Below are 24,926 nucleotides of genomic sequence, written 5' to 3' on the forward strand. Positions count from 1 at the left end.
TAGGCTCGGAGGCAAGATGACAGAGGACCTCTCCCCCGCCGAGCGGTACGCCGCCGCCCGGATCCGAGCCGCCGAGGCGGCCACCGCGCTGGCCCCCTTCCGCGAGATGTACGAATTCGGCCTGGACCCGTTCCAGATCGAGGCCTGCAAGGCGCTCGAGGCCGGCAAGGGCGTGCTCGTCGCCGCGCCGACCGGATCCGGCAAGACGATCGTCGGCGAGTTCGCCGTGCACCTGGCCCTCACCCAGGGCCGCAAGTGCTTCTACACCACCCCCATCAAGGCGCTCTCGAACCAGAAGTACGCAGACCTGGTCAAGCGCTACGGCGCCGAGAAGGTCGGCCTGCTCACGGGCGACAACAGCGTCAACTCCGAGGCTCCCGTCGTGGTCATGACCACCGAGGTGCTGCGGAACATGCTGTATGCGGGCTCGCAGTCGCTGCGGGGCCTGGGGTACGTCGTGATGGACGAGGTGCACTACCTCTCCGACCGGTTCCGCGGCGCCGTCTGGGAGGAAGTGATCATCCACCTCCCCGAGTCGGTGACGCTGGTCTCGCTCTCGGCGACCGTCTCGAACGCCGAGGAGTTCGGCGACTGGCTGGACACCGTGCGCGGCGACACCGAGGTGATCGTCTCCGAGGAGCGGCCCGTTCCGCTGTGGCAGCACGTGATGGCCGGCCGGCGGATCTACGACCTCTTCGAGGAGGAGAGCGACCACGGCGGCCGCGGCTCCGCCCGCCGCGAGGTCAATCCCGACCTGCTGCGCATGGCGCGCATGGAGAACAGCAAGACGTACAACCCGAGGGACCGGCGGCGCGGGAAGATGGTCCGCGAGGCCGACCGGGAGCGGGAGCGGCGCTCGCGCAGCCGGATCTGGACGCCGGGCCGGCCCGAGGTCATCGACCGCCTGGAGAACGAGGGCCTGCTGCCCGCCATCACCTTCATCTTCAGCCGGGCCGGCTGCGAGGCCGCCGTGCAGCAGTGCCTGCACGCGGGGCTGCGGCTCAACGACGACGAGGCGCGCCTGAAGGTGCGCGAGATCGTCGAGGAGCGCACCGCGTCGATCCCGGCCGAAGACCTGCACGTGCTCGGGTACTTCGAGTGGCTGGAGGGCCTGGAGCGGGGCATCGCCGCGCACCACGCGGGCATGCTGCCGACCTTCAAGGAGGTCGTCGAGGAGCTGTTCGTCCGCGGCCTGGTGAAGGCGGTGTTCGCCACCGAGACGCTGGCGCTGGGCATCAACATGCCCGCGCGCACGGTGATCCTGGAGAAGCTCGTCAAGTGGAACGGCGAGCAGCACGCGGACATCACCCCCGGCGAGTACACGCAGCTGACCGGCCGGGCCGGGCGGCGCGGCATCGACGTCGAGGGCCACGCGGTCGTGCTGTGGCAGCGCGGCATGGACCCGGGCGCGCTGGCGGGCCTGGCGGGCACGCGCACGTATCCGCTGCGCTCCAGCTTCCGGCCGTCGTACAACATGGCCGTGAACCTGGTGCAGCAGTTCGGCCGGCACCGCTCGCGGGAGCTGCTGGAGACCTCGTTCGCGCAGTTCCAGGCGGACCGGTCGGTGGTCGGCATCTCGCGGCAGGTCCAGCGCAACGAAGAGGGCCTGGACGGCTACCGCGAGGGCATGACCTGCCACCTCGGCGACTTCGAGGAGTACGCGCAGCTGCGCCGCGACCTGAAGGACCGCGAGACCGAGCTGGCCAAGCAGGGCGCCTCGCAGCGCCGGGTGCAGGCCGCGGCCTCGCTGGAGCGGCTGAAGCCGGGCGACATCATCCACGTGCCGACGGGCAAGTTCGCGGGTCTGGCACTGGTGCTGGACCCGGGCGTGCCGGCGGGCCGGGTCAACGGGCACCGCGGGTACGAGTACCAGGAGGGCCCGCGGCCGCTGGTGCTGACCGCGGAACGGCAGGTCAAGCGGCTGGCGTCGATCGACTTCCCGGTGCCGGTGGAGCCCGTCGAGCGGATGCGGATCCCCAAGACGTTCAACGCGCGCTCGCCGCAGTCGCGGCGGGACCTGGCGTCGGCGCTGCGCACCAAGGCGGGTCACATCCAGCCGGAGCGGCACCGGCCGGGCCGGGCGGCCGCGGCCGACGACCGGCAGATCGCGCGGCTGCGCGCGGAACTGCGGGCGCACCCGTGCCACGGCTGCGACGAGCGCGAGGACCACGCGCGCTGGGCGGAGCGCTACCACCGGCTGCAGCGGGACACCAAGCAGCTGGAGCGCCGGATCGAGGGGCGTACGAACACCATCGCGCGGACCTTCGACCGGATCCACGGGCTGCTGACCGAGCTGGACTACCTGCGCGAGGACGAGGTCACCGAGCACGGCAGGCGGCTCGCCCGGCTGTACGGCGAGCTGGACCTGCTGGCGTCGGAGTGCCTGCGGGCCGGGGTCTGGGAGGGCCTGAGCCCGGCCGAGCTCGCGGCCTGCGTGTCGGCCCTGGTGTTCGAGGCGCGGCAGTCGGACGACGCGGTGGCGCCGAAGGTGCCGGGCGGCGCGGCGAAGGCCGCGCTGGGCGAGATGGTGCGGATCTGGGGGCGGCTGGACGCCCTGGAGGAGGAGCACCGGATCAACCAGGCCGAGGGCGGTGTCGGCCAGCGCGAGCCCGATCTCGGCTTCGCGTGGGCGGCCTACCAGTGGGCTTCGGACAAGGGCCTGGACGAGGTGCTGCGCGAGGCGGAGATGCCGGCCGGCGACTTCGTCCGCTGGTGCAAGCAGGTCATCGACGTGCTCGGGCAGGTCGCGGCGGCCGCACCGTCGTCCACCGCGGGCGGCGGCAGCAGCACGGTGGCGCGCAACGCCCGCAAGGCCGTGGACGCGCTGCTGCGCGGTGTGGTGGCGTACAGCTCGGTGGGGTAGCCGGCGCGGTGGAGTGGCCGTCTTTCGGACCTTCCTCCGAGCGGGCGGCCCGTCTGATGTGCGCTGCGGGCATGATCATGCCCGGTGGTGCTGTGCGACGATCGGATCATGAGCACCACGGGTCGTCGCCGGGTCGGTCGCCCGAGGGCGGACCGGCTGAGGCCGGAGAGCGGGCTGTCGCCCCGGGAGGAACTCCTCGGGGCGGCGGCCGAACTGTTCACGGTCCGCGGGTACGCGGCGACCAGCACCCGGGCGGTGGCGGAGCGGGCCGGCCTGCGGCAGGCCACGATGTACCACTACTTCGGCGGCAAGCGGGAACTCCTCGCCGAACTCCTGGAGTCGACGGTGGCGCCCTCGCTGGAGCTGGGGCGCCGGCTGCTGGCCGAGGAGGGCCGGGCGGCGGCGGAGCGGCTGTGGGAGCTGTGCCGGTCGGACGTGCTGCTGCTGTGCCGCGGGCCGCACAATCCCGGTGCGCTGTACCTGCTGCCGGAGGTGCGGGCGGACGGGTTCGCCGGCTTCCGCCGGATGCGGGGCGAGCTGAAGGGCACGTACCGGCGGCTGCTGGCGCAGACCGGGGCCGGGGCGGCGCTCGGGCCGGGTGAGCTGGAGCTGCGCAACGACCTGGTGTTCGGGCTGATCGAGGGCGTGATCCTGATCCACGGTGCGGACCCTCGGCGTGATCCGGTGCCGTTCGCGGAGGCGACGGCGGACGCGGCGCTGCGGATCGCGGGGGAGCGGCGGGGGTGAGACCGGGCCGACCCGCCGCGCTCGGGTGTGCCGGTTGCGGTGCCTGGGGGCGGGGCGGCCGGGCGGCGAGCGCGCGCCGCGGCGTGGCGGAGCGGCCGGGTGGGGCGGTGCCCGGAGCGCCCGTTACGGGGGCCAGGCCGCGAGGGTGCGGGCGCTTTCGAAGCGGTGCGCGCGGCCGGTCACCGGGTCGGTGAACTCCAGGCGCCGGGCGAGCAGTTGCAGCGGGTCGCGGTAGTCGTCGGGGGCCGGGTCGGTGACCTCGGGGTAGACCGGGTCGCCCAGGATCGGGATGCCGAGTGCGTGCATGTGCACGCGCAGCTGGTGGGTGCGGCCGGTGCGCGGGGTGAGCCGGTAGCGGGCCAGCGGGCCGCGGTGTCCGAGGAGTTCGACGAGGCTCTCGGCGTTGGCGGGACCGGGGACCTCGGTGGCGGCGATGACCCCGCGGACCTTCTCGATGCGGCTGCGGACGGTGCGCGGCAGGGTCGCGGCGAGCGCGGAGTCGTGGCGGGCCACGGCCTCGTACTCCTTGAGGATCTCCTTCTTCTGGAAGAGCCCCTGGTAGGCGCCGCGGTCCTCGGGCCGCACGGTGAACATGACCAGCCCGGCGGTGAGCCGGTCCAGCCGGTGGGCGGGGCTGAGGGCGGGCAGGGCGAGGTCGCGGCGGAGCCGGGCGAGGACGGTCTGGGTGACGTGGCTGCCGCGGGGGGTGGTGGCGAGGAAGTGCGGCTTGTCGGCCACGACCAGGTGCGCGTCCCGGTACACGACGGACACCTCGAACGGCACGGGTGCCTCGGGGGGCAGCTCGCGGTGGAACCACAGGTAGCCGCCGGGCGCGTACGGGTCCTCGGCGCGGCGGGGCCGGCCGTCCTCGCCGTACACCCGGCCGGCGGCGAGGAGCGCGGCGACCGCTTCGGCGCCGGGGCCGTCGGCGTAGCGGTCGAGGAGGTAGCCGCCGAGGGTGACCCAGGTGCCGTCCGCGGGTAGCCGCAGGCGGACGGGGTCGATTCCGTCCCGCTGCGGGAGGGGGGACGGGGGTGGGGTCGCGCGGCGTCTCACCGCCCCACCCTACGCGCCGGGGCGCGGGGGATCCCGACGCCCTGGGGTGCAGTCCCCGGCCTGGTCGGCGCTGCCTGGCGGTATCCGGCCGCGCCGGCGCCCTGCCGCGAACCCGCAGCTTGGCCGGCCTTCCCGGCGCGACGCCCTGGGGGCAACCTCCAGCACGTGGCCGGCCTCCTGGCGCGACGCCCCTGGGGGCAACCTCCAGCGTGGCCTGCCTCATGGCGCGACGCCCTGGGGGCAACCTCCAGCTCGGCCGGCTTCCTGGCGCGACGCACCTGGGTCATTTCCAGCCTCGCCGGCGTTTGAGGCGCGGGGTTTGGGGCGGAGCCCCAAGACTGCAACCCGGCTCCGCCGGGCACCGGGCTCTGCCCGGACCCGCGCCTCAAACGCCGGCGAGGCTGACGAGTGCGCCGCAGGCCGGCCGGCGAGGCTGAATGCGTGCCGCTGGTCGGCCGGCGAGGCTGAAGAGTGCGCCGCAGGCCGGCCGGCGAGGCTGAATGCGTGCCGCTGGTCGGCCGGCGAGGCTGACGAATGCGCCGCTGGTCGGCCGGCCGGGCTGAATGCGTGCCGCGGGCAGCCGGCGGGGCTGAGTGCGTGCCGCGGCCCCGGGGGCTACGGGTGCGGGGTGGGTTCCTGTTCGGCTTCTACCTGGGCGTTCCAGTCGCGCTTTATCGCGCGCCAGCCCTCATCGGTCTGGCCGAGCCGCCAGTATCCGGAGACGGACAGCCGCTCGCGGGGCACGGTGCGCTCGACGCGCAGGTGGCGGCGGAGTTCGCGGACGAAGCCGGCCTCGCCGTGCACGAACACCTGGGGGGTGCCGGCGGGGAAGTCGAGGGCGGTCACGGCCTCCCGCAGCAGGTCGCCGACCGGCCGCTCGCCGCGGTGCAGCCAGACCGGGGAGACCCCGTCCGCGGTGATGATCTTCTGTTCCTCCTCGGGCCCGGAGACCTCCAGGAAGGCGTGCACGGTCGCGCCGGCGGGGATGCGCTCCAGGGCGGCGGCGATCGCCGGCAGCGCGCTCTCGTCGCCCGCGAGCAGGTGCCAGTCGGCGGCCGGGTCCGGGGCGTACGCGCCGCCGGGGCCGAGGAAGTACACGCGCTCGCCGGGCTGGACGCGCGCCGCCCAGGGGCCGCCGAGGCCCTCGTCGCCGTGGACGACGATGTCGACGGTCAGTTCCCGGTGCGCCGGGTCCCAGGCGCGCACCGTGTAGGCGCGGTTGCGCGGCCATTCCTCTCGGGGGAACGCGGCGCGGATCTGCTCCAGGTCCCAGGGCTCCGGGTAGACGGCGCCCTCGGCCGCGAAGAGGATCTTGATGTAGTGGTCGGTGAACTCGCCCGCGCCGAATCCGGCCAGTCCGTCACCGCCCAGGACGAGCCGCACCATGTGCGGCGTCAGCTGTTCGGTGCGGATGACATCGGCGGTGCCGACCTTGCGGGCGGGTCCTTCTGCCACGGTTCTCCCCTGATCCCCTGAAGTGCCGCCGCGCACCGGGACGGCGGGTGCCGGACGGTGCCGAACGACTTAGGCTTACCTAAGTTAACATCTCAGTGCCGAAGAGTGGAGACCAGCCTGCCCACGGCTCCACCCAGCCCCCAGCGCCGCGCCAGGTCGTCGAGGGCGGCCGGGTCGGCGGGCTCGCGCGGCAGCGTGGGGTCGTACGGCGGCAGCGCGATGTCGGACGCGACCCTCACCACGGTCGGGGCCACCGCCACGTACGGCCGTGCCCCGTCCAGCTTCTTGCGCTGCGAGGGCGTCAGCTTCGACGCCGGATCGTCGACGGCCGCCATGATCCCCGCCAGGTCGCCGTACGCGTCGAGCAGCTTGGCGGCGGTCTTCTCGCCGATGCCGGGCACGCCCGGCAGCCCGTCGCTCGGGTCGCCGCGCAGCAGCGCGAGGTCCACGTACCCCGGGCCGTCCACGCCGTACTTCTCGCGGAGCACCGCCTCGTCGGTCAGCTGGAGGGTGCCGACGCCCTTGAGGGGGTACAGGACGCGGACCCCGCGGGCGTCGTCGACCAGCTGGTAGAGGTCGCGGTCGCCCGTCACGATGTCCACCGGGCCGCTCGCCCCGGCCGTGATGGTGCCGATCACGTCGTCCGCCTCGTACGCCGGGACGCCGACCCGGGCGATCCCGAAGGCGTCCAGCATGGCCTCGATGACGGGGATCTGCGGCAGGAGCGTGTCGGGGGTCTCCTCCACGTCCGGCCCGGTCTCCGTCTCCACGGCCACCCGGTGGGCCTTGTACGTCGGGATCAGCTCGACCCGCCAGTGCGGCCGCCAGTCCGCGTCCATGCAGGCGACCAGGTCGTCCGGGCGGTGGTCCTGCACCAGCCGCCCGATGAAGTCCAGCAGCCCGCGCACGGCGTTGACCGGGGTGCCGTCGGGGGCCCGGACCGAGTCCGGGACGCCGAAGTACGCGCGGTAGTAGAGGGAGGCGGTGTCGAGGAGCATCAGGCGTCGCGTCACGGTGACGATGATGCCTCACACCACCGACAGTGACCGGAGTGGCACCGGCGTTCACCGGGGGCGTAGCGCGGCTGCGCCGTGGGCGAGAAACCTGGGACCGAAGCTGCGTAAGGTGCTTACAGCACACCGATGTGCCTGGACCAGGGGAGGGCAGCCCCGCCATGGACGACACGGCCGACCGGGACGACAAGGAAAAAGACCGGGAGAAGGACGCGAGGGAGCCCCTGCGCGTCGGCGTCGCCGTGCGCAAGCGGCGCCGCGCGCTCCAGCTCACCCTTGCCGCCGTGTCGGCGCGCAGCGGCCTGTCGGTCCCCTTCCTCAGCCAGATAGAGAACGAGCGGGCCCGGCCCAGCATGCGGTCCCTCGAACGGGTCGCGGACGCGCTGGAGACCACCGCCGTCGAGCTGCTGGCCGCGTCCGACACCACCCGTACCGTCGACCTCGTGCGCGCCGACGACGTACCGGGGCTCTCGCCCGCCGCCGGGGTGCGGCCGCTGGTCCGCGGCCACCACCAGTTGCACGCCATGGAGTTCACCGGGGAGCAGGACGCCGGCCGCGAGTACCGGCACCGCAACGACGAACTGATGTACGTGGTCGCCGGCGCCTGCCAGGTCGAGGCCGAGGGACGGGCCTACCGGCTGGAGAGCGGCGACTCGCTGTTCCTCTCCGGCGGGGTGCGGCACCGCTGGCGGGCCGCCACGGAGGACACCCGGATCCTGGTCGTCGCCGTCGGCGACCACATCGACGCGACGCCCGAGCCCCCCGGCCGCTGATGCGGGTCGTCTCCCTGGTGCCCTCGCTCACGGAGGCGGTCGCGGTGACCGCCCCCGGGCTGCTCGTCGGCGCCACCGACTGGTGCAGCCACCCCGAGGGCCTGGCGGTCGCGCGGATCGGCGGCACCAAGAACCCCGACGTCGCCGCCGTCACCGCGCTGCGCCCCGACCTCGTGATCGCCAACGAGGAGGAGAACCGGGCGCCCGACCTCGACGCGCTGCGGGCCGCCGGGCTGGACGTGCTCGTCACCGAGGTGCGCGACCTGCCGCAGGCCTTCCGGGAACTGGAACGGGTACTGGTCGCCGGCTGCGGGCTGGCCCGTCCGCGCTGGCTGGACGAGGCGGAAGCGGCGTGGGCGGCCGTCCGCCCGGCGGGGGAGTGGTCGGCGGTCGTGCCGGTGTGGCGGCGGCCGTGGATGGTGCTGGGCCGGGACACGTTCGCGGGGGACCTGCTGGCGCGGCTGGGGGTACGGAACGTGTACGCGGGGCACGCCGAGCGGTACCCGCGGGTGGCGTCCGCGCGGGCCGCGGCCGAGGGGTGCGATCTGGTGGTCCTGCCGGACGAGCCGTACGCCTTCTCGGCGGACGACGGGCCCGAGGCCTTCCCCGGGGTACCGGCCGCGCTGGTCAGCGGGCGCCACCTGACCTGGTACGGGCCTTCGCTGGCGGACGCGGCCGCGGTCCTGACCGGCGCGCTGCGGACGGCCCGCTGAGCGGGGCGGGCCGGGGGCCGGGTGGGCCGGGCCGGGCGGGCCGGGCCGGGCGGGCCCGCCGGGGTGCCGGGGTGGGTGGGGCGCGTAGCCTGCGGGCATGCGTTCTGGACGACTTCTTGCCGTGGTTCTCGGTGCCGTGTTGCTGACGGCGGGCTGCTCCGGTGCCGGGCCGGTGCCGGTGCCTTCGGCCACGCCGCTTGAGGGGGTTCCCCACGAAGCGTGGAACCTGGAGCCGGCCCCGACCGGCTCGAACTAGCCGGCCGCGCCCGCGTCCCTGCCGGCCCCTCGCCGCGCCCGAGCCCCTGCCGGCTCTTCGGCCGCGCCGACGCCTTGCGGTGCGACCTCCAGCCTCGCCGGTGCCCGGGGCGAAAACAGCCTCGCCGGCGTTTGAGGCGCGGTCCGGGCGGAGCCCGGTACCCGGCGGAGCCGGGTTGCAGTCTTGGGGCTCCGCCCCAAACCCCGCGCCTCAAACGCCGGCGAGGCTGGGGATTGCACCCCCGGGGTGGGCGAGGCTGGGGGTTGCAGCCTGGGGGTGGGCGAGGCTGGGGGTTGCAGCCTGGGGGTGGGCGAGGCTGGGGGTTGCAGCCTGGGGGTGGGCGAGGCTGGGGGTTGCAGCCTGGGGGTGGGCGAGGCTGGGGATTGCAGCCTGGGGGTCGGCGAGGCTGGGGATTGCCCGCCAGGGCACCGGCGAGGCTGGGAGTTGCCGCGAGGGCACCGGCGGGGCCGGACGCGCCCGAGGTCAGCCGGCGAGGAGGCGGCCGGTGGTGAGGCCGCGGAGGGTGTGGGCGGCGGCGGCGAGCCAGGCGGCGACCAGGACCGCGAAGAGACCCACGGCCAGCCACTCGAAGGCGATCAGACCCGTGTGCCGCGCCAGCCCCTCCGCTCCGGTCACACAGGTCCCGATGGGGAACGTGAACGCCCACCAGGTCATCGCGAAGCCCATGCCCGAGCGGGCGGCGCGGACCACCATGGCCACGGCCAGGGCCAGCCACAGCAGGGCGAAGCCGATGACGGGCACCCCGTAGACGACGGCGAAGGCGCTCAGGCCGTCCGCGTAGGGGCCGGAGATGGCGGTGGGGGCCTGGTCGGCGAGCTGGTTGACGGCGGTCACCGACTGGCCCATGGGGCCCAGCACCAGGAACAGGGTGGGGGTCAGGGGCAGGGGCAGGGGGCCGCTGACGACCAGCCGCCCGAAGATCAGGGGCAGCATCAGCAGGGTCGCCAGCAGGCTGATCCCGAACATCGCGTAGCAGGCGAGCAGCATCGCCTCGCGGGCCTGGCCGGCGGCCAGGTGGGGTATGAGCAGCGGGCCGAGCGCGGCCGAGACCATGGGCGCGACCACGGGCAGCAGCCACACGGGGGTCGCCGAGGAGGCCTCCAGCTGGTGCCGGGTGACCATCAGGAAGGGGACGGTCACGGCGGCGGCCAGCCCGATCGCGGTGCCCGCGGTGAACAGCACGGTGTCCACGGCGACCGCGGCGGTGGTGCCGATGAGGTCCTTGCCGACGATGAGGGTGCCGCCGCCGACGGCGAGCAGCGCCATGGCCAGGCAGCCGTAGAAGGGGGCGACGGCGGGGTCCAGGAGGTGGGCGCGGGCCTGGTCGCGGTGGTGCAGCCAGTGGCCGGCGCGGGCCGTCAGCAGGACGGCGAGGGCGAGGGCGGACAGCGCCCAGACGATCTGGCAGGCCACTCGCAGACCGGTGAACTGGAACGGGAGGGTGGCACCCGCGTTGGCGATGATCGCCGTGCCCATGACGGAGGCGTACCAGTTGGGGCCGAGGTGGCGCAGCGCCGGGAAGCGGCGTACGGGATCGGGGGCGGGGGCGGTACGGGTGGTCCGGGGGGACCGGGTGCGGGGTTCGAGCTGTGCGAGGGGGGCCATGCACCCAGCCTCTGCCCGGCGGCGGCCGCCGAGTAGAGGTGATCTTCCTATGGCCCCATAAACTGGACTTATGAGCAGTATGGTGCCGGACCTTCCCCTCGCCCACCGGGTGCCCGACCTCGGCGCCCTGGAGCTGCTGCTGGCCGTGGCCCGCCTGGGCAGCCTCGGGGCGGCGGCCCGGCAGCTGGGCATCACCCAGCCGGCGGCGAGCAGCCGGATCCGCACGATGGAGGTACGGCTCGGGGTGGCGCTCGTCGACCGGTCGCCGCGGGGCTCCACCCTGACGGCGGAGGGCGCGCTGGTCACGGACTGGGCGCGGGCGGTCGTGGACGCGGCGGAGGCGTTCGACGCGGCGGCCCAGGCGCTGCGGGGGCGGCGGGACTCGCGGCTGCGGGTCGCGGCGAGCATGACGATCGCCGAGTACCTGCTCCCGGGCTGGCTGGTGGCGCTGCGCGCCGAGCGGCCGGGAACCGCGGTGTCGCTGTACGCGGAGAACTCGGCGGCCGTCGCCGAACGGGTCCTCGCGCACGAGGCCGACCTCGGGTTCGTGGAGGGGCCGGCGGTGCCCGACGGGCTGGACTCGGCGGTGATCGCCCGCGACCGGTTGGTCGTGGCGGTGGCTCCCGGGCACCCGTGGGCGCGGCGGCGCGGCGAACTGCCGCCCGCGGAGCTGGCCGCGACCCCGCTGATCCTGCGCGAGCGGGGTTCGGGCACCCGGCAGGTGCTCGACGCGGCGCTGGCGGCGCACGGGGGGCTGGCCGCGCCGCTGATGGAACTGGCGTCGACGACCGCGGTGAAGGCGGCGGCGCTGAGGGGGGTGGGGCCGTGCGTGCTCAGTGAGCTGGCGCTTGTCGCCGAGCTGGCGGCTCGGCAGTTGGTGGCGGTGCCGGTGGCCGGGGCGTCGCTGGATCGGGCGCTGCGGGCCGTCTGGCCGGCCGCGGTCCGGCCCGCGGGCCCTGCCCGCGACCTCCTCTCCCTCACCCGCAGTCCCGCCTGACCCCGCACCCCACCACCGCCCTCACGGCGCGCCCCGCCTGGCCGGCAACCTCCAGCCTCGCCGACGCGCTGGGCGCCCCCCCGCCGGCCTTGCCGGCGTTTGAGGCGGACCTCGGCCTGAGCGGGCCGATCCAGCCTTGCCGGGGCGCAACCCCCGGGCTTGTCGGTGCTGCGTGCGGGAAATTCAGCCTCGCCGGCGTTTGAGGCGCGGGGTTTGGGGCGGAGCCCCAAGACAACCCGGCTGGCGCCGGGCACCGGGCTCCGCCCGGGCCCGCTCCTCAAGCGCCGGAGGGGCTGGGGGGTGCGACGGGGTTGCCGGGCTCCGCCCGGACCCGCTCCTCAAGCGCCGGCGGGGCTGGAAGTTGCCGCCGAAGCGGGAGGTTGCCGCCGGGGCAGGAGGTTGCCCCGCGGGCAGCCGGCGGGGCTGACGGGCGTGGGTCAGCCGACGGGGGTGGGGAGGCGGCAGGCGTTGATCAGGGAGCGCATGACGCGGGTGTCCGCGCCCCGCTCCGGGTGCCACTGAACCCCCAGTACCCACTGCTCGCCGGGCAGCTCCACGGCCTCGACCGTGCCGTCGACGGCCCACGCCGAGACGACGAGCCCGGCGCCGAGGCGGTCCACCGCCTGGTGGTGATAGGTGGGGACCTCGGTGTCCTCGGGGGCGAGGCCCCCGTAGCGGGTGCCCGCCACCGGCCGGACCGGGTGCATGCCCATCACGCCCGGCCCTGCCGCGTGGTCGTCGATGTGCTGGACGAGGGTGCCGCCGAGGGCGACGTTCAGCACCTGCATGCCACGGCAGACGCCCAGGACGGGCACGGTGCCGCCCGCCAGGGCGGCGCGTACCAGGGCCAGCTCCCACGCGTCGCGCTCGGGCGCCTCGGGTCCGGTGCGCGGGTCGCGGGCCGCTCCGTAGCGGGACGGATCCACGTCCGGGCCGCCCGCGACGACCAGGCCGTCCAGCCGGTCCAGCACCTCGGGCGCCACCTCGGGTTCGTCGGGCGGGAGCAGCACCGCGGTGCCGCCGGACGCCTGGACGAGCTCGTGGTACCCGGAGGGCGCGAGGGCCGCGGGGAGGTCCCAGGGCCCGTAGCGGGTGGACGCTTCCAGGTACGTGGTGATGCCGATGAGCGGCTTGGGCACAGCGAGGACCTCCGACTGGACGTGATGACGGGCGGGCGGGGCGGGCGGGCGTGCGTGACGGGGGGACGGGACGGACGTGAGTGGCGGACGTGAGTGGCGGACGTGAGTGGCGGACGTGCGTGACGGGGGGACGGGGCGGGCGGACGTGGGTGACGGGCGGGGGGATGGGCGGGCGGGGTGAGGCCGGGGGCTTGCCCCGCCCCGGGGCGCCGGCTCAGTCGCGGGTGAGTTCGGCTTCGGCTGCGGCCAGGGCGGCGAATTCCTCCTCGGGGGCCGAAGCCACCAGGCGGTGCCGACTGTAGAACGCGAAGTAGGCCAGGGCGACGGCGTACACGGCGACTGCGATGAATGCCGCGTCCTTGTCCACCAGGAAGGTGGCGACGAGCGCCGACAGCGCCAGCACGAAGGCCGCCGAGGAGGTCGCGATGCCGCCGGGGGTGCGGTACGGCCGGGCCAGGTCCGGTTCGCGCCGCCGCAGCACGATGTGCGAGAGCGCCATCAGGGCGTACGAGATCGTCGCGCCGAACACCGCGATGTTCAGCATGCGGGCGCCGTTGCCGGTGCCCGCGGCGAGCGCGAAGCCGAGCGCGCCGGGGATCAGCAGGCCCAGGTACGGGGCCTTGCGGCGGCTGGTCAGGGACAGGAAGCGGGGCAGGTAGCCGGCCCGGGAGAGGGCGAACAGCTGGCGGGAACCGGCGTAGATGAGCGAGAAGAAGGAGGCCACGAGCCCGGCCAGGCCCGCGTAGTTGACGAAGCGGCTGAGCGCGGTCGGGTCGCCGTCCCCTTCGAGGGCCACGACGAGCGGGTTGCCGGCGTCCTTGACGGCGTTCGCGCCCTGGGCGCCGGTCGCCGCGAGGAAGGTGACGACCGCGAGGAGCACCAGGATGCCCATGGAGATCGACAGCGCCTTCGGCATGGAGCGCACCGGGTCCTGGGCCTCCTCCGCGGCCAGCGGGACGCCCTCGACCCCGAGGAAGAACCACATGCCGAAGGGGAAGGCGGCCCAGATGCCGAGGACGCCGAAGGGCAGCCAGGAACTCGCGCCGGTGGCGGCCGTGTCGACGGGGATGTCGTCGAGGCCGGCCGCGCTGAACTCGGTGAAGGCGCCCACGGCGAAGATCAGCAGCGCGGCCACCGCTATGGCGGTGACGACGAGGCTGAAGCGCAGGGCCTCGCCGACGCCCCACAGGTGGATGCCGATGAACAGCGCGAAGCAGACCAGGTAGACCGGCCAGCTGCTGGTCAGGCCGAACAGGCCGAGGGACTCCACGTAGTCGCCGATGAAGATGACGATCGCGGCGGGGGCCAGGATGTACTCGATGAGGATCGCGGTGCCGGTCAGGAAGCCGCCCCAGGTGCCCAACGCGCGCCGGGCGAAGCCGTAGCCGCCGCCGGCCGTGGGCAGGATCGCCGACAGCTCGGCGAGGGAGAACACCAGACAGGCGTACATGGCGCCCATCAGGGCGGTGGCGATGGCGAGGCCGCCGAAGCCGCCCTTGGCCAGGCCCAGGTTCCAGCCGGAGAAGTCGCCGGAGACGACGTACGCGACGCCGAGGCCGGTGAGCAGCAGCCAGCCCGCGCTGCCGCGGCGCAGGGTGCGGCGCTCCAGATAGGCCGCATCGGCTCCGGCGGCGGTGTCGGCTCCCGGCGGTGCTGCGGGTGCGGGCGGTGCGGATACGGGCACGGGTGCGGGGTTGTCTGCGTACTCGGCCATGTGCGCTCCTGCCTCGGGGGGCTTGCCCGGGGTGGACCGTACCCCGGCAAAGGTTTAGGCGCATACCTTTGCGGCAGGATCCGGCCATGCGCAAGACCCGCGCGTTAAACGGCGGTTACGGAATCCTCACGCCCGCCGCGCCCGCGGGTTCGCCCGCTGCCTCGGGGGCCGCCCCGCGCGGCTCACGCCAGGAAGCCGCGCAGCAGGGCCGCCGTGCCGCAGCAGTGCTCGCGCATCACCTCGCGGGCCGCCTCCGCGTCGCGTTCCAGCACCGCCTCGACCAGGACCTCGTGCTGCTGCTGGGAGTGTTCGAGGTTGCGCACCAGGAGCGGGATGCAGTCCAGCAGCTCGTTGACGGTCGCCCGGACGGCCGCGTACTGCGCGGTGAGGGTGGGGGATCCGGCCAGTTCGGCGAGGGTCAGGTGGAAGAGCGTGTCGAGCCGGCGGTAGTCGGACAGCGGCGCGTCGTGCGTGGCCCGCAGCGCCTCGCGCAGCCGCGCGGCGTCCTCCCCGGCCAGCCCCTGCGCGGCGCACAGGCCGGCCGCGCCCACCTCCAGCACCTCCCGGAAGCGCAGGACGTCCTCGATGTCCACCCCGGCCACCCGGCGGCGCAGCTCGGCCTCGGCGCCGCCGGCCGGGGTGTCGGGGCGCGGCAGCACGAAGGTGCCGCCGTACCGGCCGCGGCGGCTCTCCAGTAGACCCTGGTCCTGGAGCACTTTCAGGACTTCGCGCAGGGTGACCCGGCTGATGCCCATCCGTTCGGCCAGCTCGCGCTCCGGCGGCAGCCGTTCGCCGCCGGGGACCAGGCCGAGCCGGACCACCTGCAGGATCTGCTCCAGCGCCTCCTCGAAACCGTTGCCCGCGCGCACCTGTCGCAGCACCGGGTTCAGCCGGTCCGTGCCCCCGTCGGCCGCCTTTTCGTTCACCACGTCGAATTCCCCTCTTCCCAAGCAATGGTTGTTCCCCATACCTTATGGCTTCTCGGCGCACCGAAGGAGAGAATCCCGTGGTAGACCGCACGCCGCCGCTCGGCATCGAGGAGCTCCGCTCCCTCGTGGCCGCCGGCGAGATCGACACAGTCGTCCTGGCCTTCCCCGACATGCAGGGGCGGCTCCAGGGCAAGCGGTTCGCCGCACCGTTCTTCCTCGACGACGTCCTCGCCCACGGCACCGAGGGCTGCAATTACCTGCTCGCCGTCGACGCGGAGATGAACACCGTCGACGGATACGAGATGTCCTCCTGGGACCGGGGCTACGGCGACTTCGCCATGCACCCCGACCTGTCCACGCTCCGCCGCGTCCCCTGGAACGCCGGCACCGCGATGATCATGGCGGACCTCGCCTGGCACGACGGCACCCCCGTCGTCGCCGCGCCCCGCCAGATCCTGCGCCGCCAGCTGGACCGCCTCGCCGAGCACGGCTGGAGCGCCCAGGTCGGCACGGAGCTGGAGTTCATCGTCTTCAAGGACACCTACGAACAGGCCTGGGACGCCAATTACCGCGGCCTGACCCCGGCCAACCAGTACAACAACGACTACTCGGTGCTCGGCACCGGCCGGGTAGAGCCGCTGCTGCGCCGGGTCCGCAACGAGATGGCGGCCGCCGGCCTGACGGTGGAGTCGGCCAAGGGTGAGTGCAACCTCGGCCAGCACGAGATCGTGTTCCGCTACGACGAGGCACTCGTCACCTGCGACCAGCACTCCGTCTACAAGACCGGGGCCAAGGAGATCGCCTCCCAGGAGGGCATGTCGCTCACCTTCATGGCCAAGTACGACGAGCGCGAGGGCAACTCCTGCCACATCCACCTCTCGCTCGCCGACGCCGACGGCCGCAACGTCATGGCGGGCGACGGCAGCGGCCTGCCGCACGACATGTCACCGGTCATGCAGCACTTCCTCGCCGGACAGCTCGCCGCCCTGCGGGACTTCTCCCTTCTCTACGCCCCGAACATCAACTCGTACAAGCGTTTCCGGCCGGGATCGTTCGCGCCCACCGCCGTCGCCTGGGGCGCGGACAACCGGACCTGCGCCCTGCGCGTGGTCGGCCACGGCCGCTCGATGCGCTTCGAGAACCGGCTCCCCGGCGGCGACGTCAACCCGTACCTGGCCGTCGCCGGACTGGTCGCCGCCGGTCTGTACGGCATCGAGAACCGGCTGGAACTGCCCCCCGCCTGTACCGGCAACGCCTACACCGCCGACTACGAGCACGTACCCGGCAGCCTGCGCGAGGCCGCCGAACTGTGGGAGAACAGCGCCATCGCCAAGGCCGCGTTCGGCCCCGAAGTGGTGGCCCACTACCGCAACATGGCCCGCGTCGAGCTCGACGCCTACGACTCCGCGGTGACCGACTGGGAACTGCGCCGCTCCTTCGAACGCATGTGAGGCACCACTTGCACCCGCTCGAACACCAGGTACTGAACCCCGCGACCGAAGAGGTCGTGGCCACCGTCCCGGCCGCCACGGCCGCCGACGTCGACGCCGCCGTCGCCCGCGCCACCGCCGCCCAGCGCGGCTGGGCCGCCGCGGCCCCCGCCGACCGGGCCCGGCTGCTGCGCCGCTTCGCCGCGGTCGTCGACGAGCACGTCGAGGAACTCGCGCAGCTGGAGGTCCGCGAGGCCGGCCACACCATCGGCAACGCCCGATGGGAGGCCGGCAACGTCCGCGACCTGCTCGAATTCGCCGCCGGGGGAGTGGAGCGCCTCTCCGGCCGCCAGATCCCCGTCGCCGGCGGCCTCGACGTCACCTTCCTCGAACCCCTCGGCGTCATCGGCGTGATCGCGCCCTGGAACTTCCCCATGCCGATCGCCGCCTGGGGCACCGCCCCGGCCCTCGCCGCGGGCAACGCCGTCATCCTCAAGCCGGCCGAGACCACCCCGCTCACCGCGCTGCGGCTGGCCGAACTCGCCCTGGCCGCCGGCCTGCCCGAGCACCTCTTCCAGGTGCTGCCCGGCGCCGGCCCGGTCGCCGGCGACGCGCTGGTCGAACACCCCGGCGTCGCGAAGATCGTCTTCACCGGCTCCACCCGCGTCGGCAAGCAGATCATGGCCAAGTGCGCCGACCGGGTGAAGCGCGTCACCCTCGAACTCGGCGGCAAGAGTCCCAACATCGTCTTCGCCGACGCCGACCTCGAGGCGGCCGCCGCGGCCGCCCCGATGGCCTTCCTCGACAACAGCGGCCAGGACTGCTGCGCCCGCACCCGGATCCTCGTCCAGCGGTCCGTGTACGACGACTTCCTCGCCCGCCTCGCCCCCGCGATCGAGAAGGTCGTCGTCGGCGACCCCGCCGACGAGCGGACCGAGATGGGCCCGCTGATCTCCCGCGCCCAGCTGGAACGCGTCCGCTCCTACGTCACCGACGACCTCACCGCGGTCCGCGGCAGCGCCCCCGACGGCCCCGGATTCTGGTACCCGCCGACGCTGGTGACCGGTGTCTGCGCCACCGCGCCCGTCGCCGCCGAAGAGGTCTTCGGGCCGGTCGCCGTCGTCCTGCCCTTCGAGGACGAGGAGGACGCCGTCCGCCTCGCCAACGCCACCGAGTACGGGCTCTCCGGCTCCCTCTGGACCCGCGACGTGGGCCGCGCCCTGCGCGTCTCGCGCGCCGTACGGGCCGGCAACCTGTCCGTCAACTCCCACAGCAGCGTCCGCTACTGGACCCCCTTCGGCGGCTACCAGCAGTCGGGACTCGGCCGCGAGCTCGGCCCCGACGCCCTCGCCGCCTTCACGGAAACCAAGAACGTCTTCATCAGCACGGAGGCCTGAACCACATGACCGAGCGCACCGAAGAAATCGTCTGCCGCCGCCTCGTCGGCCGCACCGCCGTGATCACCGGCGCCGGCAGCGGCATCGGCCTGGCCACCGCGCGCCGGCTGGCCTCCGAAGGCGCCCACGTCGTCTGCGGCGACATCGACGAGACGGCCGGCAAGGCGGCCGCCGAGGAGGTCGGCGGCACCTTCGTCAAGGTCGACGTCACCGACCAGGAGCAGGTCGAGAACCTCTTCAAGGTCGCCTACGACACCTACGGCTCCGTCGACATCGCCTTCAACAACGCGGGCATCTCGCCCCCCGACGACGACTCGATCCTCACCACGGGCCTGGACGCCTGGAGGCGCGTCCAGGACGTCAACCTCACCTCCGTCTACCTCTGCTGCAAGGCCGCCCTGCCCTACATGCAGCGCCAGGGCCGCGGCTCGATCATCAACACCGCCTCGTTCGTGGCGATCATGGGCGCCGCCACCTCGCAGATCTCGTACACCGCCTCCAAGGGCGGCGTGCTCGCGATGTCCCGCGAGCTCGGCGTGCAGTTCGCCCGCGAGGGCATCCGCGTCAACGCCCTGTGCCCGGGGCCCGTCAACACCCCGCTCCTCCAGGAGCTCTTCGCCAAGGACCCGGAGCGCGCCGCCCGCCGCCTCGTGCACATCCCGCTGGGCCGGTTCGCCGAGCCCACCGAGATCGCGGCCGCCGTCGCCTTCCTCGCCAGCGACGACTCCTCCTTCATCAACGCCACCGACTTCCTGGTCGACGGCGGCATCTCCGGCGCCTACGTGACCCCGCTGTAGGCCCCGGAACCCGCGGTCCCGGCCCTCATCCCCAGGGGCCGGGGCCCAAGGGTCCATCCGGACCTCACGGGTCCATCCGGACCTCACGGGTCCATCCGGACCTCACGGGTTCACACGGACCTCACGGGTTCACCCGGACCCCTAGGGTCCATCCGGACCCCGAGGGTTCACCTCGATCCCCCCACCACGACAGCCGGGCGTCGCGCGACGCCCGGCTGTCGTGTCCAGCCTCCGTGACGATCTTCCTCAGACAGGAGCGCCACCCGAGTGACCACGTTCAGCACCCGGCGCGGGCTGCCCGCCGTCGCCGCCGCCCTCGCCATCGCCGCGGGCGGCCTCGCCGCGGCCGCCCCCGCCCAGGCCGCCCGGCCCGCCGCCGACTGCACCTCCCCGCAGGTCGGCGCCGGCTGGTACGGCGGAAACCAGGCCCGCCTCCAGCGCCTCGTCGACACGTACGGCACGTGCAACCCGCACCGCCCCGGCCGCGCCAAGCCGGTCGCCGTCTTCGACTGGGACAACACCGTCGTCAAGAACGACGTCGGCGACGCCACCATGTTCTGGATGCTGCGCAACGGCAAGATCCGCCAGCCGGCCGGCCGTGACTGGTCCACCACCAGCCGTTACCTGACCGCCCCGGCCGCCCGCGCGCTCGCCGGGGCCTGCGGCGCCCTCGCCGCGCCCGGCGCGCCGCTGCCGACCGGCTCCGCGGCCGGCACCGCCTGCGCCGACCAGGTCTTCGCCGTCTACGGCACCGGCGCCACCACCGCCGGCGCCCCCGCCTTCGCCGGCTGGAACCGCCGCACTACCGAGCCCGGTTACGCCTGGCTCGCCCAGCTCATGCACGGCTGGACCGCGAAGCAGATACGTTCCTTCGCCGCTGCCGCGCGCACCGAGAACCTCGCCGCGCCCATCGGCACCAAGCAGCGGGTCGGCAGCGCCACCGCCACCGGCTGGGTCCGCTACTACGACCAGCAGCGCGACCTCGTCCGCACCCTCCGGCGCGCCGGGTTCGACGTGTGGATCAGCTCGGCCTCGCCGCAGCCCGTGGTCGAGGTGTGGGCCGAGGGCGTCGGCATCGACGCCCGCCACGTCATCGGCATCCGCAACGTCGCCACGTACGCCGGGAAGTTCACGCCGCACCTCAAGGGCTGCGGAACCGTCCGCGACGGCCAGGACTCGATGATCACGTACATCGACGGCAAGCGCTGCTGGATCAACAAGGAGATCTTCGGGGTGCGGGGCGCCGCCGCCGAGAGGGTCGCGCCCGCCGCCCGCCGCCAGGTCTTCGCGGCCGGCGACTCCGACACCGACGTGTCGTTCCTGCGCGACGCGACCGCCCTGCGGCTGGTCGTCAACCGCAACAAGAACGAGCTGATGTGCCGGGCGTACGACAACGGCGACGGCCGCTGGATCGTGAACCCCATGTTCATCGAACCCAAGCAGCGGAAGACGACCCCGTACCCGTGCGCCACCACCGGCTACACCGGGGCCGACGGCACTCCGGGCGCGGTGCTCCGCCGGGACGGCAGCGTCATCCCGGACCAGCTCGACACGGTGTTCTAACCGGCTGCTCGGGACCGCAGGGCGGACCACACGCCGGGCCGGCTCAGAGGAAGGTGCGCCCCTCGCCCCGGTAGGTCGGGACGGTGGCCGTCACCCGGTCGCCCTCGACGAGGTGCAGCTCCTCGAAGCGCTCGCACATCTCGCCCGCCTTCGCGTGCCGGAACCAGACCCGGTCACCGATCAGCAGATCGTCCGCCGGGGATCCCAGCAGCGGGGTCTGCACCTCGCCCGCCCCCTCCTGCGGGTCGTAGCGCAGACCCTGCGGCAGGTACGGCTGCGGCAGCCGGTCCGGGCCCGCCGCCCCCGACGCCGGATAGCCGCCGCCCAGCACGGTCACCACGCCCACCCCGGGCCGCCGCACCACCGGCTGCGCGAACAGGGCCGCCGGACGCCCCCGGAACGACGTGTAGTTGTCGAACAGCCGCGGCACGTACAGCCCCGACCCGGCCGCGATCTCCGTCACCGCGTCCTCGGCCGCCGTGTGCTGCACACTGCCGGTGCCGCCCCCGTTGACGAACTCCAGCTCGCCCACGACCGCCAGCACCGCACGCACCGTCTCGGCCCGCCGCGCCGCCAGCTCCCGGCGCGCGGCCGCCTGCATCAGCCGGACCGCCCGGGACCGCAGCGGCCGGCCCGCCACCGCGTCCCCGACCCCCGCGACGTGCCCCTCGTACCCCATCAGGCCGACCACCCGGAAGCCGGGCCGCCGCTCCACCGCCCGGGCCAGCTCCGCCAGCTGCGCGGGCTCGCGCAGCGGCGAGCGCCGGGCACCCACCCGCACCCGGCCGCCGAACAGGTGCAGCGCGGTGTCCAGTTCGAGGCACACCCGGACCTCCTCGGCGCCGCCCGCCCGGGCCGCGTCGATCAGCTCCAGCTGCGCCACGTCGTCGACCATCACGGTCACGGCCGCCGCGAGCTTCGGATCGCCCGCCAGCTCCGCGAACGCCGACCGGTCCGCGGACGGATACGCGAGCAGTACGTCGTCGAAACCGGAGCGGGCCAGCCACAGCGACTCGGCGAGCGTGTACGACATCAGGCCGGCGAAGCCGTCCCGGGCCAGTACGCGCTCCAACAGCGCCCGGCACCGCACCGACTTGCTGGCGACCCGGACCGGCTTGCCGCCCGCCCGCCGTAGCAGGTCGTCGGCGTTGGCGTCGAACGCCTCCAGGTCCACGATCGCGAGCGGCGCGTCGAGGTGGGCGGTGGCCCGGTCGTAACGGGCCCGGTCGGCGGCGGGGGTAGTCATGCGCGCAGCGTGCCAGATACCACTACCCGTGGGTAGAGGTTCCCCGGCCCGCACCGGGCACGCGGCCCGGCGCGGCCCCGTAAAGTACCCGGCGTACGCGCGGTATCGGGACGGGGGCGGATCCGCATGACAGCCAGTCACCACCCACCCGACCCGCGCCCCCACCCCGACCCGCCACCCCGCCCGGCCCCACCGCCGGACCCGGCACCGCGCCCGCGCGGCGGACGCGCCCGCGCCGGGGCGGCCGTGTGCTGGATCCTCGGGAGCGGGCTGGTCGTCGGGGCGGTCGCCGGGACCTGGGCCGTGCGCAAGGCGCAGGAAGTGCCCGCCGGGCAGGCCGCCTGGAACCGCGCCGCGGCCCTCTGGCACGAACAGCCCGTCGACACCCTCTTCCCGCCCGTCCTCGTCGGCGACGGCGCCGGACCCGGCAGCTCCGACCGCCGCTGGACCCGCAGCTCCGTCGCCCCCGACGCCCCCTGCGCCCCCGCACTCGGCGCCGCATGGACCGGCGCCCTCACCCCCGTCGGCTGCACCCGGCTGCTGCGCGCCACCTATACCGACGCCACCCGCAGCTCGGTCGTCAGCGTCGGCATGGTCTTCACCCCCGCCGGCCCGGACGCCATGACCGGCCTGCGGACCCGCTTCGAGCCGACCGCCCCGCCGCCACCCGCGTACGGCCTCGCGGACCGGCAGCGCGCCGGCTGGGCCGTGTCCGTCCTGCCCGACGCGCCCGTCGTCGTCTACGCCGTCTCCGCCTTCGCCGACGGCCGCACCGTGGACCGCCCGCGCCCCGCCGCCTCGGCCACCGCCGCCGCGGACACCAGCGCCACCGCCCAGGCCGGCCTCGGCCACGAGGCGCAGGCCGTCGCCGACCGGGTGGAACGCGCCCTGCGACGCACCGCCGCCAGTCCCGCCCCGCAGCCGGCGGACGCCCCATGAGCCGAGCCGCACGCCCGACGTCCGGGGCCGCACACCCGACGTCCGTGGCCGGACGCCCGACGTCCGGGGCCGCACCGACGAGTGGCCCCGCACGCCCGACGAGCGGGGCCGCACACCCGACGAGCGGCCCCGGACGCCCGACGAGCCGGGCCGGCCGTTCCGTGAGCCTGGCACTCGTCCTCGGCCTCACCACCGCAGCCGCCACCGCCACCGCAGCCGCCCCCGCGCACGCCGACGGCATCCGCGACCGGCAGTGGGCGCTGGCCGCCCTGCACGCCGACGAGGCATGGCAGACCACCGACGGCGACGGCGTCACCGTCGCCGTACTCGACACCGGAGTCGACGCCACCCACCCCGACCTGCGCGGCCAGGTGCTCGACGGCACCGACCTGGTCGGCTTCGGCGCCGACCGGGGCGAGCGCAGCTGGGCCCGCCACGGCACCGCGATGGCCGGCATCATCGCCGGCCACGGGCACGGCCCCGGCCGCGGCCAGGGCGTCCTCGGCATCGCACCCGGCGCCCGGATCCTGCCCGTACGCGTGATCCTGGAGGAGGGCGACCCCGGCCGGGCCAAGGCCCGCCAGAGCAAGGGCGGCGCACTCGCCGAGGGCATCCGGTGGGCCGCCGACCACGGCGCCGACGTGATCAACCTCTCGCTGGGCGACGACAGCGAGTCCGCCCACCACGAGGCCGCCGAGGACGAGGCCGTCCAGTACGCCCTCGGCAAGGGCATCGTGGTCGTCGCCTCGGCCGGCAACGGCGGCCGCCAGGGCGACCGGGTCTCCTACCCGGCCGCCTACCCCGGCGTGATCGCCGTCACCGCCGTGGACCGCAACGACACCAAGGCCTCCTTCTCCACCCGGCACTGGTACGCGACCGTCAGCGCCCCCGGCGTCGACATCGTCATCGCCGACCCCGACCGCAGCTACTACGAGGGCTGGGGCACCAGCGCCGCCGCCGCGTTCGTCTCCGGCACCGCCGCCCTGCTGCGCTCCGCCTACCCCGCGCTGTCGCCCGCGCAGATCAAGGACCTGCTCTCCGAGACCGCGCGCGACGCCCCCGAGGGGGGCCGCGACGACAGCCGCGGCCATGGCCTGGTGGACCCGGCGGCCGCCCTCGCCGCCGCCGCCCGGCTGCGGCCCGAACCCGCGGTGCCGGTGCCCGCCGGCTACCCCCGGCGCTACTTCGGCCCCGGCCCGAAGCGCCCCGGCCCGCCCCACGACGCCGTCCGGCTGCCCGCGCTCGCGGCGGGCGGCGCCGGCGTCGTCCTGCTCGCCGCGGGCCTCGCCCTCGGCCGCCGCCGCAGGCGGCACCCGGACCCCGGGTAGGCGGGCTCGGGGAAGGGGGGCGTGCCCCGCTTCCCCGAGCCCGCCCGGCGGTGAGCGGCGGCTGCGGGGGGCCGGGCGGGAGGGGATAGGGTCGGGTGATTGTGGCCCTGAAGAACATTCCCGACTCCGGTTTCCCCGACGACGACGGCTCCGCCGACCCCCGGCTGAGCGCGGCGCTCGCCGCGTGGGCCGAGGACAGATCGACCGAGCCGGAAGTCCTCGCCGCCCTCGCGGGCGCGCGGCTCCTCGTCCCCGTCGTCGCCGTGCTCGGCGAGGTCGAGGAGGACCCGGAGACCGGGCTGCGCCGCGAGAAGACCAGCGACATGGCCGTCCCCACCCTGCGGGCCGGCGACCGGCGGGCCCTGCCCGCCTTCACCTCGACCGAGTCGCTCGCGCGCTGGGACCCGCAGGCGCGGCCGGTGGCCGTGCCCCTGCACCAGGCGCTGCAGGCCGCCGCCCACGAGAAGGCGGACACCGTCGTCCTCGACATGGCGGGCCCGGTCGCCTACCAGCTGACCGGGGCGGCCCTGCGCGCGCTCGCCGAGGGCCGCACCTCCGCGGACCCGCTCGCCGACCCGGCCGTCACGGCCGCGGTCCGCGCCGCGGTCGCCGCCGAGCCGGCCGTCGTGCGCGCCCACCTCGCCCCGGGCGGCCCGGACGCCGACGGCATCCTCGCGATCGTCCTCGTGGACGGTACGCAGGCCCCGGCGGCCGCCCGCCGGGTCGCGCAGGCGCTGGCCGCCGACGAGACCCTGCGCGCCCGGCTCGTACGGGGCCTGAACCTGGCCCTGCTGCCGGCCGCGGCCCCCGCACCCCCAGGCGAACCGCTCTTCACCCGCTGACCGCGGGCGGGCGTACCGCGCGAAACGACGAGGCCGCCGCCCGGACAGCGTGTCCGGGCGGCGGCCTCGTCAGGTGTGGATCAGGAGGTGGGGAAGAGCGAGG

Annotated in this window: 20 protein-coding genes; 12 read left to right on the forward strand and 8 right to left on the reverse strand. The window is 74.8% G+C overall.

What is annotated here, in order from left to right:
- Positions 1-16: 16 nt before the first annotated feature.
- Together OG764_RS28030 and OG764_RS28035 are read left to right on the forward strand one after the other, a co-directional pair.
- A complete protein-coding gene (locus OG764_RS28030; protein ID WP_328971203.1) occupies positions 17-2,863 on the forward strand; it encodes a DEAD/DEAH box helicase in 2,847 nt (948 codons plus the stop codon).
- Positions 2,864-2,971: 108 nt separating this feature from the next.
- A complete protein-coding gene (locus OG764_RS28035) occupies positions 2,972-3,610 on the forward strand; it encodes a TetR/AcrR family transcriptional regulator (protein ID WP_328971204.1) in 639 nt (212 codons plus the stop codon).
- 123 nt (positions 3,611-3,733) lie between these two features.
- Here OG764_RS28035 and OG764_RS28040 read toward each other — a convergent pair whose 3' ends face one another.
- The 3 genes from OG764_RS28040 to OG764_RS28050 all read right to left on the reverse strand — a co-directional run bounded on the left by OG764_RS28040 (position 3,734) and on the right by OG764_RS28050 (position 7,119).
- Positions 3,734-4,666 (reverse strand): pseudouridine synthase, encoded by a 933-nt coding sequence (locus OG764_RS28040; protein WP_328971205.1) that lies wholly within the window; start codon positions 4,664-4,666, stop codon positions 3,734-3,736.
- Positions 4,667-5,281: 615 nt separating this feature from the next.
- The gene (locus OG764_RS28045) at positions 5,282-6,121 is read right to left on the reverse strand and encodes a siderophore-interacting protein (protein WP_328971206.1); all 840 of its coding nucleotides are present in this window, start codon (positions 6,119-6,121) and stop codon (positions 5,282-5,284) included.
- A gap of 92 nt (positions 6,122-6,213) precedes the next feature.
- Entirely contained in the window at positions 6,214-7,119 is a 906-nt protein-coding gene (locus tag OG764_RS28050; protein WP_328973205.1) for a 5'-3' exonuclease, read from the reverse strand.
- Between the two features lie 176 nt (positions 7,120-7,295).
- Between OG764_RS28050 and OG764_RS28055 the strand changes: the two genes are divergently transcribed.
- Positions 7,296-7,907, forward strand: a complete 612-nt coding sequence (locus tag OG764_RS28055) for a helix-turn-helix domain-containing protein (protein ID WP_328971207.1) — start codon at positions 7,296-7,298, stop codon at positions 7,905-7,907.
- Complete coding sequence (locus OG764_RS28060; protein ID WP_328971208.1) at positions 7,907-8,620, forward strand: helical backbone metal receptor; 714 nt, start codon at positions 7,907-7,909, stop codon at positions 8,618-8,620. The genes OG764_RS28055 and OG764_RS28060 overlap by 1 nt, the downstream gene beginning before the upstream one ends.
- A 739-nt stretch (positions 8,621-9,359) precedes the next feature.
- Here OG764_RS28060 and OG764_RS28065 read toward each other — a convergent pair.
- Positions 9,360-10,502 (reverse strand): TDT family transporter, encoded by a 1,143-nt coding sequence (locus OG764_RS28065; RefSeq protein WP_328971209.1) that lies wholly within the window; start codon positions 10,500-10,502, stop codon positions 9,360-9,362.
- Positions 10,503-10,581: 79 nt separating this feature from the next.
- Between OG764_RS28065 and OG764_RS28070 the strand changes: the two genes are divergently transcribed.
- The gene (locus tag OG764_RS28070) at positions 10,582-11,499 is read left to right on the forward strand and encodes a LysR family transcriptional regulator (RefSeq protein ID WP_328973206.1); all 918 of its coding nucleotides are present in this window, start codon (positions 10,582-10,584) and stop codon (positions 11,497-11,499) included.
- Positions 11,500-11,936: 437 nt separating this feature from the next.
- On the opposite strand, the gene OG764_RS28075 is transcribed toward OG764_RS28070, so the two are convergent.
- The 3 genes from OG764_RS28075 to OG764_RS28085 all read right to left on the reverse strand — a co-directional run bounded on the left by OG764_RS28075 (position 11,937) and on the right by OG764_RS28085 (position 15,320).
- Positions 11,937-12,638: a gamma-glutamyl-gamma-aminobutyrate hydrolase family protein gene (locus tag OG764_RS28075; RefSeq protein WP_328971210.1), complete on the reverse strand. Its 702-nt coding sequence runs from the start codon at positions 12,636-12,638 to the stop codon at positions 11,937-11,939.
- Positions 12,639-12,852: 214 nt separating this feature from the next.
- Positions 12,853-14,352 (reverse strand): ethanolamine permease, encoded by a 1,500-nt coding sequence (eat, locus tag OG764_RS28080; protein ID WP_328971211.1) that lies wholly within the window; start codon positions 14,350-14,352, stop codon positions 12,853-12,855.
- Positions 14,353-14,534: 182 nt separating this feature from the next.
- A complete protein-coding gene (locus tag OG764_RS28085) occupies positions 14,535-15,320 on the reverse strand; it encodes a FadR/GntR family transcriptional regulator (RefSeq protein WP_443056074.1) in 786 nt (261 codons plus the stop codon).
- Positions 15,321-15,358: 38 nt separating this feature from the next.
- On the opposite strand from OG764_RS28085, the gene OG764_RS28090 reads away from it, so the two are divergent.
- From OG764_RS28090 to OG764_RS28105, 4 genes are all read left to right on the forward strand, one after another.
- Positions 15,359-16,732 (forward strand): glutamine synthetase family protein, encoded by a 1,374-nt coding sequence (locus OG764_RS28090; protein ID WP_328971212.1) that lies wholly within the window; start codon positions 15,359-15,361, stop codon positions 16,730-16,732.
- A gap of 8 nt (positions 16,733-16,740) precedes the next feature.
- On the forward strand, positions 16,741-18,108 hold the full coding sequence (locus OG764_RS28095; protein WP_328971213.1) for an aldehyde dehydrogenase family protein: 1,368 nt from the start codon (positions 16,741-16,743) through the stop codon (positions 18,106-18,108).
- A 5-nt stretch (positions 18,109-18,113) separates the two neighbouring features.
- Positions 18,114-18,905, forward strand: coding sequence for a 3-oxoacyl-ACP reductase (locus OG764_RS28100; protein WP_328971214.1), 792 nt, complete (start codon positions 18,114-18,116; stop codon positions 18,903-18,905).
- 267 nt (positions 18,906-19,172) lie between these two features.
- Positions 19,173-20,468: a haloacid dehalogenase-like hydrolase gene (locus OG764_RS28105; protein ID WP_328971215.1), complete on the forward strand. Its 1,296-nt coding sequence runs from the start codon at positions 19,173-19,175 to the stop codon at positions 20,466-20,468.
- 43 nt (positions 20,469-20,511) lie between these two features.
- Here OG764_RS28105 and OG764_RS28110 read toward each other — a convergent pair whose 3' ends face one another.
- On the reverse strand, positions 20,512-21,714 hold the full coding sequence (locus OG764_RS28110; protein WP_328971216.1) for an amino acid deaminase/aldolase: 1,203 nt from the start codon (positions 21,712-21,714) through the stop codon (positions 20,512-20,514).
- 126 nt (positions 21,715-21,840) lie between these two features.
- Between OG764_RS28110 and OG764_RS28115 the strand changes: the two genes are divergently transcribed.
- The 3 genes from OG764_RS28115 to OG764_RS28125 all read left to right on the forward strand — a co-directional run bounded on the left by OG764_RS28115 (position 21,841) and on the right by OG764_RS28125 (position 24,823).
- Positions 21,841-22,653 carry a hypothetical protein gene (locus OG764_RS28115; RefSeq protein WP_328971217.1) on the forward strand — a complete coding sequence of 271 codons (813 nt, stop codon included), beginning with the start codon at positions 21,841-21,843 and terminating at the stop codon, positions 22,651-22,653.
- Between the two features lie 161 nt (positions 22,654-22,814).
- On the forward strand, positions 22,815-23,981 hold the full coding sequence (mycP, locus tag OG764_RS28120) for a type VII secretion-associated serine protease mycosin (RefSeq protein WP_443056075.1): 1,167 nt from the start codon (positions 22,815-22,817) through the stop codon (positions 23,979-23,981).
- A 101-nt stretch (positions 23,982-24,082) separates the two neighbouring features.
- Positions 24,083-24,823: an SseB family protein gene (locus tag OG764_RS28125; protein WP_328971218.1), complete on the forward strand. Its 741-nt coding sequence runs from the start codon at positions 24,083-24,085 to the stop codon at positions 24,821-24,823.
- Positions 24,824-24,926: the final 103 nt, after the last annotated feature.

This window comes from Streptomyces sp. NBC_00239, from assembly GCF_036194065.1.
In the GTDB taxonomy this organism is placed as follows: domain Bacteria; phylum Actinomycetota; class Actinomycetes; order Streptomycetales; family Streptomycetaceae; genus Streptomyces.